Annotated in this window: 14 protein-coding genes; all 14 read left to right on the forward strand. The window is 47.3% G+C overall.

The window, feature by feature from the left end; genetic code table 11:
- Positions 1–2: 2 nt before the first annotated feature.
- Positions 3–1,031, forward strand: coding sequence for a sugar kinase (locus tag GX016_00325; protein ID HHT70007.1), 1,029 nt, complete (start codon positions 3–5; stop codon positions 1,029–1,031).
- Positions 1,032–1,054: 23 nt separating this feature from the next.
- On the forward strand, positions 1,055–2,215 hold the full coding sequence (locus GX016_00330; GenBank protein ID HHT70008.1) for a pyridoxal phosphate-dependent aminotransferase: 1,161 nt from the start codon (positions 1,055–1,057) through the stop codon (positions 2,213–2,215).
- Between the two features lie 47 nt (positions 2,216–2,262).
- Positions 2,263–3,792: a sugar ABC transporter ATP-binding protein gene (locus GX016_00335; protein HHT70009.1), complete on the forward strand. Its 1,530-nt coding sequence runs from the start codon at positions 2,263–2,265 to the stop codon at positions 3,790–3,792.
- A complete protein-coding gene (locus GX016_00340) occupies positions 3,789–4,760 on the forward strand; it encodes an ABC transporter permease (protein ID HHT70010.1) in 972 nt (323 codons plus the stop codon). Before GX016_00335 ends, GX016_00340 begins: the two co-directional genes overlap by 4 nt.
- Positions 4,761–4,812: 52 nt before the next feature.
- Entirely contained in the window at positions 4,813–6,720 is a 1,908-nt protein-coding gene (locus GX016_00345) for an aldehyde ferredoxin oxidoreductase family protein (GenBank protein ID HHT70011.1), read from the forward strand.
- 58 nt (positions 6,721–6,778) lie between these two features.
- Positions 6,779–7,246, forward strand: coding sequence for a 4Fe-4S dicluster domain-containing protein (locus tag GX016_00350; protein HHT70012.1), 468 nt, complete (start codon positions 6,779–6,781; stop codon positions 7,244–7,246).
- A gap of 16 nt (positions 7,247–7,262) precedes the next feature.
- Positions 7,263–7,922, forward strand: a complete 660-nt coding sequence (locus GX016_00355; protein ID HHT70013.1) for a flavodoxin family protein — start codon at positions 7,263–7,265, stop codon at positions 7,920–7,922.
- A gap of 37 nt (positions 7,923–7,959) precedes the next feature.
- A complete protein-coding gene (locus GX016_00360) occupies positions 7,960–8,232 on the forward strand; it encodes a MoaD/ThiS family protein (GenBank protein HHT70014.1) in 273 nt (90 codons plus the stop codon).
- 11 nt (positions 8,233–8,243) lie between these two features.
- On the forward strand, positions 8,244–8,594 hold the full coding sequence (locus GX016_00365; GenBank protein ID HHT70015.1) for a 4Fe-4S dicluster domain-containing protein: 351 nt from the start codon (positions 8,244–8,246) through the stop codon (positions 8,592–8,594).
- Positions 8,582–9,829 (forward strand): FAD-dependent oxidoreductase, encoded by a 1,248-nt coding sequence (locus GX016_00370; protein HHT70016.1) that lies wholly within the window; start codon positions 8,582–8,584, stop codon positions 9,827–9,829. The genes GX016_00365 and GX016_00370 overlap by 13 nt, the downstream gene beginning before the upstream one ends.
- 99 nt (positions 9,830–9,928) lie before the next feature.
- Complete coding sequence (locus GX016_00375; protein HHT70017.1) at positions 9,929–10,663, forward strand: aldolase; 735 nt, start codon at positions 9,929–9,931, stop codon at positions 10,661–10,663.
- Positions 10,657–11,271 carry a flavin reductase family protein gene (locus tag GX016_00380; GenBank protein HHT70018.1) on the forward strand — a complete coding sequence of 205 codons (615 nt, stop codon included), beginning with the start codon at positions 10,657–10,659 and terminating at the stop codon, positions 11,269–11,271. The genes GX016_00375 and GX016_00380 overlap by 7 nt, the downstream gene beginning before the upstream one ends.
- A 29-nt stretch (positions 11,272–11,300) precedes the next feature.
- Positions 11,301–12,425: a DUF917 domain-containing protein gene (locus GX016_00385; protein ID HHT70019.1), complete on the forward strand. Its 1,125-nt coding sequence runs from the start codon at positions 11,301–11,303 to the stop codon at positions 12,423–12,425.
- Between the two features lie 27 nt (positions 12,426–12,452).
- Entirely contained in the window at positions 12,453–13,412 is a 960-nt protein-coding gene (locus GX016_00390) for a sugar ABC transporter substrate-binding protein (protein ID HHT70020.1), read from the forward strand.
- Positions 13,413–13,554: the final 142 nt, after the last annotated feature.

Below are 13,554 nucleotides of genomic sequence, written 5' to 3' on the forward strand. Positions count from 1 at the left end.
AGATGTCTAAAAGAGTAGTTACCTTCGGCGAAATAATGCTTAGACTTACACCCCCCAACCATAAACGCTTTGTCCAGGCCGAGAGCCTAGATGTTACTTACGGTGGCGCTGAAGCCAACGTGGCCGTATCTTTGGCCAACTACGGCCTGGACGCCCACTATGTAACCAAAGTACCGAACAACTTAATCGGCCAAGCGGCCATCAACCATCTGCGTCGCTTTGGCGTTAACACAGACTCCATTATCCGTGGCGGTCCGCGGCTGGGAATTTATTTTCAGGAAACTGGAGCAGCCCAGAGACCGTCCAAGGTTGTGTATGATCGGGCCGGCGCTGCGATAGCAACAGCAAAACCGGAGGAATTCGATTGGGAAAAAATACTGGCGGGAGCAACGTGGTTTCACGTTACCGGTATTACCCCGGCCTTAAGTCCCACTGCGGCTCAAATTACTATTGACGCTGTTCGCACCGCGAAGAAACTGGGAGTTACCGTTAGTATTGACCTTAACTACCGTAAGAACCTCTGGACTCCGGACGAAGCTAACAAAGTTATGTCCGAAGTGGTCAAATACGTAGACCTGTGCATAGCCAACGAAGAAGACGCCGAAAAAGTCTTTGGTATCAAGGCCCAAGGAAGCGATATTACTTCCGGCAAACTGAACGAGGCTGGTTACCACGATGTTATCCATCAATTAGTAGACCGCTTCGGCTTTAAGTATGTGGCCGTAACATTGCGTGAGAGCTTCTCCGCTTCTCATAACGGTTGGTCCGGACTTCTGTACGATGGCAAGGACTTCTACCGGTCTCGCCGTTACGACATTACCCCGATCGTGGATCGTGTTGGCGGTGGCGACTCCTTCGGCAGCGGCTTAATTTACGCTCTAATAACCGGTAAAGAACTGCAAGAAGCAGTGGACTATGCTGCCGCAGCTTCCTGCTTAAAACACAGCATAACCGGTGACTTTAACCTGGTTAGCGTGGATGAAGTTGAACATCTGGCCGGCGGCGACGCTTCCGGGAGGGTACAGCGGTAAAAAGCAGTATGGAGGTAGAGATGATGTCTAACCTTTCGCGTCTGGCACAAACCTATCCGGCTTCCGGAATTAGGCGCATGTTTGACTTGGCGGCCAGCTATGACGATGTTGTTAACCTGTGTCTGGGTGAACCTGATTTCGATACACCGGTACACGTATGTGAGGCAGCTAAAGCCGCATTAGACAAGGGATATACACACTATACGCCCAATGCGGGCCTGCCGGCATTGAGAGACTCAATAAGTACTAAGTACGCGCGCGAGTACGGCTTGGAATATGAGCGGGAGAATGTAGTCATCAGTACCGGAGCCATAGAAGCCATTCTGTTATCCTTGTTGGCAATTGTTAACCCAGGGGATGACGTCATTGTGCCTGACCCAGCGTTTCCCGCTTACGCTGGCCAGCTGGCGCTTGTCGGTGCCAACAGCATCTGTGTCCCAGTTTATGAGGAGAACGATTTTAGATTGCAAGCTACTGATATAGAAAAGGCCATTACCCCAAGTACAAGGGCTTTGCTACTAAATTCACCCAGCAATCCATTGGGTGCTGTTTTGGAAGAAGAGGATCTTGAAGCAATTGCAGCGGTAGCAAAGCGCCATAATCTCATGGTTATTAGTGATGAAGTCTACGAAAAGATTATTTTTGACGGTAAAGTTCATCATAGTATTACCCAAATAGAAGGCATGCAAGAGAGAACGGTCATTATTAATGGTTTTTCAAAGACTTATGCCATGACGGGTTGGCGCCTAGGGTATCTTTTAGCACCAAATGATATTGTTACCCAAATGCCCAAAATTCAAGAAAGCATTGTCTCCTGCCTGCCAGCGTTTATTCAGGAGGCAGGGCTGGCGGCTTTGGAAGGTTCTAATGAGCCGGTAAATGATATGGTGAAACAGTATACGCATCGGCGTAACATTCTAATCGATGGCCTCAACGCCATTCCAGGGATATCGTGCCAGAAGCCGTCGGCAACTTTCTATGCATTTCCTAACATTAAGGCCTTTGGCAAGACATCGGTAGAGTTTGCCGAGGAACTACTCAAGGAAGCAGGTGTGGTGACAGTTCCGGGTTCGGCTTTCGGTTCCATGGGAGAAGGGTACTTACGCCTATCTTTTGCCAACTCCGATGAGAACCTGAAGGAAGCTGTGCGACGCATTAGGGCGCATGTGGAAAGAGTCTACTAAAAAAAGACGATAAAGTCTAGCCGTATGGCAAAAGGGGGAAGGAGACTGTGCCTGATAAGTCAAGCTTTGGCACCCCCAATTTCATTGAAGCCAAAGGTATTGGGAAGGATTTTAACGGAGTTTGGGTGCTGCGAGACTTTGATTTTGATCTTAAGCCAGGTGAAATCCACTCTGTTGTAGGCGAAAACGGAGCGGGGAAATCCACCTTTATCAAGATCCTATCGGGGGTTTACCCGCCCTCGTCAGGAGACATCCTGGTGAATGGACAGGCAGTGGATTTTAGGAACGTAGAGGATAGTGAGCAGGCGGGAATAAGAACTGTTCACCAAGAGATTCATCTTGTACCTTACTTTTCTGTTTATCGCAACATGTTCATCGGAAACGAAATTGCTAACAAGAAGCTGGGTCTCAAAGTCATGGATGATAAGGCTATGGCCGACAAAGCTGCAGCGGTAATTAAAGAGTTGGGCATAGATCTGAACGTAAACACCCTGGCACGATACCTAAACGCTTCTTTGCAGCGAATTGTTGAGATCGGCAAGGTATTGGTGCACGATCCTCAAATAATTATTTTTGATGAACCTACCACGTCTCTTGGTGAAGAAGAAAGAAGACGCCTGTTAGAGATCATTACCGGCCTTAAGAAACGGGGTTTAGGGATTATCTATATTTCTCATAATCTCGGCGAAGTAATGGAGATCTCTGACCGCATCACGGTGCTTAAGGACGGAGTCAGAGTAGCTACCATGACTCGGGAAGAAGCCAGCGAAGAAAAGATCGTCTCCATGATGATCGGCCACAGGTCCTATCAGGCTTACAAACGTGAAAAACATTTTTGTCAGAGTGAAGTTTGCTTGGAAATTAAGAGTCTGTTCACAGATAAGCTGAACGACATTAACCTGAAGCTACGCAAGGGAGAAATATTGGGTGTGGCCGCAGTAGTGGGTGGAGGAAAAACGGAGATTGCCCGGACACTGTTTGGCTTAGATAAGATCCATCGCGGCCGGATACTGATCGAGGGACAGGAATTTGTACCTTCACCTGGGAACGCTGTAGAGAAAGGCTTAGCACTGGTACCGGAAGAAAGGCAGGCCCAAGGGCTTATTCCAAACTATTCCGTGCAAAAAAATGTAACCTTAACCTATCTTAACAAATGGTGTCATCGTGGGGTTATGGATCAAGCAGCTGAGCTAAGAACTGCCCAGGATTTCATCAATCTAATGTCCATCAAGACCACGGGACCGAAACAGGCGGCAAAGTTTTTAAGCGGAGGAAACCAACAAAAAGTAGTCTTATCCCGTTGGTTGAGCGGCAACTTTGAGATTGGTTTATTCGACGAGCCGACTAAAGGGATAGACGTTAAAGCAAAGGAAGACATTTACCGCTTATTGGATAACCTGGCACGGGAAGGGAAAGCGGCAATAGTATTCTCCTCTTATTTGCCGGAACTGCTGTGTATCAGTGACCGGATTCTGGTTCTCCATCGAGGAAGTATAGTGGGCGAGTTCAGCCCAGAAGAAAGCGATGCCGAACACCAAATCATGCAGGCAATGTTAGGGGGCCGAGCAGCATCATGACCAATATAGTGGTTACTGCTAAGACAGATAAGAGACTGTTTTTACGCCAATACGGAACAGTAATTGGAGCCCTTGCGATTTTCGCCGTCTTTTCGGTTATGTCGGAGAACTTTCTTAGAGTGACTAACCTTCTTATGCTTTTACGGCAAATGAGCATGCTTACTATTGTATCACTGGGTTTTACGTTTGTTATGGCAGCTGGCGGCTTTGATATGTCTATCGGAAATGCTGTTGGGTTAGTAAACATTATTCTAGCCTTAGTTTTGATTAAGACCAAAAACGTACTACTTTCAATGCTAGTAGCACTGGCTCTAGGAATGGGCATCGGTTGCATAAACGGTTTGTTGGTGGCCTATGTAGGTTTGGCAGACTTCATCGCTACCTTTGCTGTCGGTTCTATTGTCTATGGACTGAAAATGCTCATTACCAAAGGCAATCCCATTTTCTTTGACAGCAGCATACCGTCCAGCTTTTTCTTTATTGGGCAGGGTTACGTAGGGCCGATACCGTTACCTGTCATCCTGATGATGATCTTTGTAGTAATTGGCATTTACATTTTAGATCGCACTGCTCTAGGCCGGCGAGTTTATGCCATCGGGGGCAACCCGGTAGCTTCTCTTTATGCCGGCATAGATATTAAGAAGCATAGGTTGATCACATTTATCATATCCGGGCTCACCATGGCCATTGCGGCGGTTATTCTGACATCCAGGCTTGGTTCCGCCCAACCGTTGGCCGGAGAAGAGTTCATGCTTGACGCCATCGCTGTAGTGTTCCTTAGTACTACCATGTTCGGTGATGGTGAATGTACAGGCAAAGGTACCTTTGTCGGGGCTCTAATTATCAGTATGCTTACTAACGGCTTGACCATGCTCAACGTACCTTATTATTTCCAATATATCACCAAAGGTCTTGTAGTCATATTTGCTGTAGTATTATCCATAGTGCTTGGGCAGCGGTCCAAATAAAAGAGAGTGTGCTTTAAAGACGAGCCAATACAAATTGTAGGAGGGAGTCGGTGTGTCCAACTGGGATTCAATCGTGTTGCTCACAGTTAACCTAAGTAACGGTGTTGTGAACAAGACCACCCTCACAGACAAAAGCTTTCTTAAGAAGTATCTTGGGGGAAGAGGGGTAGCTACTCACTACTTTTTGTCTAAAGTCGATCCGTTTGTCGATCCTTATTCACCCGATAACCCTATTATCTTTGCTCCCGGCACCCTAACCGGTACCTTCGTCCCTTGTTCAGGCCGTACCAGTATTATGTTTAAAAGCCCGGCCACCAATAGATTTTTCAAGACTAACGTCGGCGGAGCTTTCGGTGCCCAGCTAAAATTTGCCGGATATGACATTCTCATTGTGGAAGGGAAAGCTGAAGAACCGGTTTACATCTACATTGAAAACGAGAGAGTTGAAATACGAAGTGCCAAGCATCTGTGGGGCAAGGATATGCGCGAGACGAACCAAATAGTGCGCGAAGAGAATGATGATGATGAACTGCAGTTGGCGTGTATCGGCCCTGCCGGTGAAAACAAGGTGATTTATGCATCTGTCCACGCATCTATTTACAACGCAGCGGGCCGTGGCGGCGGCGGAGCCGTCATGGGAGACAAGAATCTCAAAGCGATAGCAGTAAAAGGAACCAAGAGTATCGGTGTCAGTCGACCGAAGGAATTTGCAGCTACCGTAAAACGGCTTCGGGAAAAGATGGAAGAGGCTTCGGGAGTCCAACCCCTTTCTGATTACGGCACCAGCGTGGGCGTAGAATCCACCAACAGTATTGGGGCCTTTCCGGTGAAGAACTTTCAGCAAAGTACCATCTACAATGTTCATCTTCTTACAGGACAGTATTTGGTAGAAAGCGGTCTGCTTAAAAGAAAAGTGTCATGTTATTCTTGCCCTGTAGCGTGCCATAGATTTGTTACCGTTGATGATGGCAAATACCGTGGCACGTATTGTGGCGGACCTGAGTACGAGACTTTATCGGCTCTGGGCGGCGGGTGTTTATCCACAGATATCAATGCAGTGATAAAAGCTAACGAGCTGTGCAATATTCTCGGACTCGACGTTATTTCCACTGGTAACTGCATTCAATGGCTGCTGGAATGCAAGCAAAGGGGCGTCATGACCGATGCAGATGCCGATGGTCTAGATCTTAGCTGGGGCAATATGGACACGGTTATTGAGCTAACCAGGAAAATTGCCCACCGGGAAGGGGTGGGGGACCTGTTAGCCAAGGGTCTAAAGGTGGCAGCGGAGGAAGTTGGACAAGATTCCTATAAATGGGCTATTCAAGCGAGAGGGCTGGAGCAATCCCGTGTGGAAACAAGATCGGCCTTCGCTTATGCTTTGGCCTTTGCAGTGAGCTCCAGAGGTCCGGACCATCTTAATACCGAGTGTCTGGCCGAATTCGGTGGTGCTCCGGAGGCGATCCAACTAATAGAACGCATTACAGGCAGTAAAGAGTATGCGTACCCATACACCACCGATAAGCGGGCCGAAATTGTTCGCTGGCATGAGGATATCTACGCTGCTGGGGATTCCATGGGGATTTGTGCATTTCCTACAACCGCCCAACATTGGGTGGATGAATTCGACATGGCAGATCTATATTCTAGTTTTAGCGGGATTGATGTTACTGCCGAAGAAATAATGATGTCTGGTCGTCGGGTTATAACGCTAGAACGTGTTTTTAGCGGTATTCTAGGCTATACCAGAGCTGATGATGTATTACCCTATAGAATGATGTATGAAAAACAATTGGATGCCATGCATGATAATGCCATCAATTCCCCGGAAGTACTAGATATCATGAAGGACCAGTACTTCAAGCTACACGGTTGGGATCTGGAAGCAGGGTTGCCAACTAAAGAAGTCCTTGAGGAACTTGAACTGGATGAATTTGAGTCCAAGGCGACGTTTCTTTAGGCGTGACCTTTTTGCCAGAGAGCGGTTTTTACAAGAATACTTGATGGGGAGAAGATACATGAAAGTCTTCATGATTGACCCAAACAAATGTAGTGGTTGCCATTTGTGCGAACTCGCTTGTTCCTTTAATAAACACAGTGTATTTAATCGAGAACTTTCGAATATACGGATCCAAACCAAAGAGGATATTCTTCTACATGTTCCAGTAAAGTGTATGCAATGCGAGGAGTCTCCTTGTATAAACGCCTGTGTAGCTCAGGCATTGTACAAGGACGAAAGTACTGGTGCAATTTTGTGTGACCAAAACAAATGCATCGGCTGCAAGGCATGTGTTATTGCCTGTCCCTTCGGCTGCATTTCAGTCATGAGGACGGCTTACAAAGCCGAGATTAGCCTGTGTGACCTCTGTGAAGGCGATCCGGAATGCGTTAAGGCCTGCCGTCAAAAAGCCCTTTCATATGCAGATGAAAGCAAGATTAACCGTGAAAAACGGGAACGGACCTTCACCAAGGTTGTAAATCAATAGTAAAGGGGTGCCGAATGTGTCAGTACTTCGTTATGTGGGTATAAGCTCCAGCCCTCGGCATGCTAACACCGAGGTAATGGTAAGAACGGCCCTTGAGGAAGCCAAGGCTGTAACCGAAGCTGCAGGCTATGAAGTGGAGACTACTCTTATTTCCTTCGCCGGTAAAAAAATACAACCATGTATTAATTGTGATGGCTGCGTTCGCAAGCTTTCCTACTGCATCCTAAAAGATGACTGGCTCGATATTGTAAAACATGTTGTTGACCCTGTACCTAACGGGTTGATTCTAGGTTCACCGGTGTACTTTTACAATGTTAACTCAGCCATGCGGGCTTTTATGGAAAGATGGACATCCTTGGTAAAGGGAATCTGGCATCCTGAATTTCCATATCCGGTACCCGATTGGACTCGCACGGCTGCCGGAGCTGTTGCCGTGGGCTATGACCGCAACGGCGGCCAAGAAATGGCTTTATCTAATATGGTAAATTTCTTGCTCCTTAACCAGTTTGTGGTGGTTGCGCCCGGGCACGGCGGTGGCTATATAGGTGCCGGCGGTTGGCAAATGGGTCTTCCGGGAGCGGAAAAAGACGCTGTTCTTAAGGACGAAGAAGGCCTGCGCCAGAGCACAATTTTGGGAAAACGTATAGCTGAAACAGCTATGCGTCTGAACAAGTAGTGAGCTTACCAGAGTTTTCGGTAGAGGAGAGTAAACGTTGGCAATTGTAAGGTTTACCCTTCCGTTTAGTAGAATTGCCGGCGCGACTCAGGTAAAAATAGAAGCTGCCACGGTGGGTGAGCTGTGTCAGCGATTAATTGAACGCTATGGTCCGGAAATGACCGTATTGTTGGACGACAATGGTGAGGTATCAAGGCGTGTAGTTTTCATGGTGAACCGCAGAAACATTCATACCTTACACTATCAGGGGGAGTTGCTTCTTGACGACAATACAGAAGTATTAATCATGCCCCACATTATTGGAGGTTAGGAAAGTTGTCCATGCCACAGATTTGCCGAAACTGTGAAGATGCACCTTGCCTAGATGCTTGTCCAGCCGGGGCCATTATTCGCCGTAAAGTTGACCGTTATGTTGTTTTGGAAGAAGAACGATGTGTTCACTGTAACATGTGTATTATGGTTTGTCCCTTCGGGGCGATTGTTGAATCTGATAACAAAGACCATAATATCAAACACGACCTCTACAAAGAGGAGATACAAGGCCGTGCAGAGCTTTATTCCATAAATGCTGTTGCCTTTGGTCGCGTCGAGCTGTATTTAGCCAGGAAAAGAAAAAGAAGCGCCCGTTTGTTGTTGGGCAAGAGTAGGTGTGAGGACAAATGCAAACAGTGATTCTCGGCAGCGGCACGGCAGCAAAGAGCGCTTTTACGACCCTGCTGGAACGTGTTTGCCCACAGGAAAAAGTAATACTTGTTACCAAAGAAAAAGATCTCTTTTATTCACGGGTATTGCTGCCTGATTATATTGCCGACCATATTTCCCTACAGCGGCTGCATCTGGTTCCGGATGAAATACCGGAGGACAGGGCAGTCATCAAGAGAAATACGGAGGCAATAGGTCTTGAACCTGAACGAAGACTTATCCACCTCTCCAACAAAGAAAAACTTGTGTATGACAAGCTGCTTATTGCTACCGGCGCGGCACCTACACCATGGACGGACGGTAATGGACTGCCGGAGGGTGTTTTTTACCTTCGTGACCTCGAAGATGCTGAACAGATCAGAAGAAGAGCTGCAAAGGCAGGAGAATGTGTTGTCTTAGGCGGCGGCTTGGTTAGCCTTAAGGCTGCTTGGGCTTTGAACCAACTGGGCTTAACAGTTAAGTTGTTGGTAAGTTCATCTAGACTGCTTTCTCAGATCAGTGATGCTTTGATTTCTCAGTGGGTCTACAACTTATTCAGTAACCACGGTGTAGATATTGAGCTTTCGGCTCCAGCGACCAGTTTTTTAACAGACGCAAAGGGCTTAAGGGCTGTTAAGCTGGCCGACGGCAGACGCATACCGGCCCAACTGGCGGTGGTAGGCAAGGGTGTTTGTCCGAACCTGGGTTTTGCCAAGGGTACCTCCTTACGTTACGACAGAGGAATTATTGTGGATCAGTACATGAAGACTTCTGTGCCGGATATTTATGCTGCCGGTGATGTTGCTCAGGTAAAAGATCTTCTCAGCGGTGGGAACGGCATGTTTACTCTTTGGCCTGAGGCAACGGTTCAAGGACGGATCGCGGCCAATAGTATTCTGGGTTTCTGTGAGAAAGCTCATACAGGGGCTTTAAGTATGAATTCGGTGGTTTTTTACGGCGTTCCTTTTATTATGGTGGGCAAAGTAAAGGAAAAGGACATTCAAGGCCTAGATGTTTATAAACATGTCGATTTAGAAAATAAGGTTTACCGGAAAATCGTATGTGCTAACGGCAGACTCGTAGGGGCTGTTTTCGGCGGCAACGTTACTTATGCCGGAATGGTTTATTGGGATATAAAATCACAGCGTCAAATAAACTCACCGGAAGACTATTTGTCCTTGGAAGGACTTAGCAAGGTGTATCACAGCCGCGGGTCTGAGCTGTAATATCCTCGCTGATGGGAAGACAGAAGGGGGTTTTTAGTTTTGCTGAACAATCGTTTGAAGCGTCTGTTGGCAGAGGATAAGGTCACTTTTGGGCCCTTTATGAAACTCTCCGACCCTGCTGTAGTAGAGGTGTATGGGCATGCCGGCTTCGATTTTGTCATTATCGATATGGAGCATGGCCCTTTATGTCCGGAAAAGGCACAGGACCTAGTGCGGGCGGCGGAGTTAACCGGTATAACCCCTATTATAAGGGTTACAGCCAATGATCCGGGGCAGATTGCCCGTGCTTTGGATATTGGGGCTCAGGGTGTTCAAGTTCCACATATCTCATCGAAGGCCGAAGCAGAAAAAGCAGTCCAGGCGGCAAAATTTGCACCCCAGGGCGAGCGGGGCGTCTGTCGGTTTGTAAGGGCAGCTAGCTACAGTGCCTCCGACCGTTTTATGTACTTTGAAAAGGCTAACCGGGAAACAATGGTCATAGCTATGGTAGAAGGCCTAGAGGGTGTGCATAATATTCAGGAAATAATCAGCACACCAGGGATAGATGTGCTTTTTGTGGGGCCATATGACCTGTCTCAGTCGCTGGGACTAACAGGTCAAACGGATCATCCGGCAGTGGAAGCGAAGCTAAAAGCGGTTATAGCAGCCGCGAAACAATCGGGTATTGCTGTAGGCAGCTTTGTTGATACGGTTGAACTGGCTGCCGAGTACCGCCGCTTAGGGATACAATACATTTCCTATTCAGTAGACGTGGGACTTATTTATGAGTGGAGCGTTAGTTTACTGCAGGATTTGAGAAACATAGCCGGCAGAAGAGAGGAACAAAAATGTTAGTGGAACTGTCCAAGGACCATATGGCAGAGAGTGTGTTCTTGCTCCAACCAACCCGCCCGATTCTTTGTACCACAAAGAACGACGATGGTTCAGACCATGTGGCTCCTTTTAGCTGGGTAAATCCGGTTTCACAAAACCCACCGCGGTTAGCATTAGCCCTGTTAAACAGCCCGCGCAGACAGCATTCACTGGAAAACATCGAAGAAACTGGGGAGTTTGTTGTCAACATTCCTGATTTGATTTTGGTTGAGTCTTTAGTTCGTTGCTCTTACAAAACCAAGCGTGGCGAGAACAAGTTCGAACGCTCCGGTTATACCCGCTTACCATCAATTAAAGTGGCACCGCCGTCTATCAAAGAGTGTCGGGCCCATCTTGAATGTAAGTTGGTACAAGCAATAAATGCCGGTGATCACACACTGCTGATCGCAGACATTGTCCATGCTAGTTATGATAACAACGCTTACGGTAAAGATTTGTTAATTAAGGCGGATGCGTTTGAGCCTGTCATTCATGTGACAAACTATTGTTTACCCGATTCACAAGTTCATATTTTCTTGCGCCCCGGCGGCGAATACGTTGTTAATGTTCCATACTATGAAGATGAATAATGCATAATGAAAAGAAAGGTGGTATTGTTATGGCTTGTTACGAACTCAAACATGAAGACTTGGATGCGTTCTTTTGCGGATTAGGAATTCTTGGCACAGGCGGCGGCGGCGAACTGGAATGGGGACGAGTGATCATTGAAAACGATATGGCTAAAGGTCGAAAGTACCAAATCGTTGATCCAGAAGATGTGGCTGACGATGCTTTCGTCTGCAGCGGGGGAATCATGGGTTCGGTAAAGACACTCTTGGATATGTCCTATGAGGAAATTGTAGCAAGCTGGGAGGACAGCTTTGTATTAGTAGAGGTCTTTCGTGAAATGGAGCGCACTATGGGTAGAAAACTGGACTACGTAGTGCCTTTCGAGACCGGTGGCCTTAACACTCCGGTGATTATGAGCCTGGCAGCTAGACTGGGTATACCGGTTATAAACGGCGACGGTGTCGGCAGGGCGGCGCCGGAGACACAAATGTCCAGCTTTATCGGACATGGAGTTTCCTTATATCCGATGCCATTGGTAGATGCTCATGGCAATACAGTGGTGGTGAAACGGGCACAGAAAACAACCTATGCTGATGAGATCGGTCGTGTAGTGGTTACCAAAGGAGGTGGTTTTGGAGGTAACGCTCACTATCCCATGTCTGGTAAAGAGCTTAAGACAAGCGTGGTGCCGGGCTGCATGACAAAAGCACTGGAAGTTGGTAAGGCAGTCCTGGTAGCCCGCAAAGCTGGACAGGACCCCGTGAAAACAGTCGCAGAAGCAGTGAATGGCAAGATAATGTTTAAGGGGGAAATCGCGGAAGTAACCGGCGAAGACAAAGGTGGCTTTTATCTAACAGACGTGAAGCTGGAAGGTAAGGGAGACTTTGCTAAGCAGAAAGCCGATGTTGTGGTCAAGAATGAGTACATGGCCGCTTGGGTGAATGGCCAAGTCAAGGCAATTTTCCCTGACCCAATCTATTTTGTTGATTTGCAGGGAGAAGGTATCATGACGGTTGACCTGAAAGAAGGACTAGACGTTGTTGTGATCGGATCACCTTGCCATCCGCGGCTACGGGAAGCTTTGGCAACAAAAGAAGGCAAAGAATCATTTAGTGGTGTACGTTTCGGCTTTCCCAAACTAGATTATGTTCCCGTGGAAGAACTTAATCGATAGTGAAGTCATAAGGGGGATAAATAAGAAATGTTTAAAAAGATCAGTATCTTGTTACTGGTGTCAGCGGTACTGGCGGTAACGGTTATGGGGTGCAGCGGAGGTAGTGAGAAACCGGCTGCTGAGGGAGAAAAGACTTTTACCATCGGGATTAACAATTTTGGTCAAGCTAACTTCTTTGCCCGTATCGGCCGCGAAGCTTTAATGGACCAGATCGAGAAAAACGGCGGTAAAGTTATTTCCACAGTTAATGCCGATGTTCCCGGTAGAGTTGCCTCCATTGAAAACATGATAGCCCAAGGCGTTGACGCAATAATTATCCAAGAAGGCGATATCGGTGAACTATCTTCTGCCTGCCTTGAGGCCAAGAAAAAGGGTATCATAATTGCATCCATGGACTCCGGTGATCAAGACTTTGTTGACGTGTTTGTTGAGTCCGACAATACCGAACTGGGTACCAAATCAGCTGAGTGCCTAATGGAGCATATCGGCGGCAAAGGGAATATTGTCGAGATTATCAATGATGCCGGTGCCATGATTAGAACTCGTAAAGATGCAATGCACAAAGTGGTAGAGAAACATCCGGATGTTAAAATCAAATCAAGTTTTGTTTATGCCTGGCCTGACTTTTTCCCTGATGGAAAGGCAAAAATGGAGGCCGTATTGCAGGCTAATCCCAACCCCGGTGATATTGTAGGTGTGTTTGCTACGTTCGACGGAGTCGGTGTAGCTGCCGCTCAAGCAATCCGGGAAGCAGGATTACAGGATCATATAGCAGTAGTCGGCGTTGACGGCGATCCGGAAGCGTACAAAGAAATGAAAAGAGAGGACAGTCCCTTCATTGCGACCATGGCTCAGGACCCCGATACCATGGCCAGAACTTGCGTGGACAAAGTATTTGACCTTCTGAACGGAAAGAAATTAGAGGAACGGCATATTTACATTCCCGGCATGCTCATAACAAAGGACAATATACCCGAAGAAAACTAATCTTGTTGTCTGCTATTGTGTCTGAGCACCCGTACAGATCAAATACCATAAGGATAATGCGTACAAGCCCCACCGTTTATTCGGCTGGGGCTTGTGCGTACATATTTGATGTCAAGAAGGATCGAACAGCAGATTGCTTACT

Source organism: Bacillota bacterium, from assembly GCA_012837285.1.
Taxonomy (GTDB): domain Bacteria; phylum Bacillota; class DTU030; order DUMP01; family DUMP01; genus DUNI01.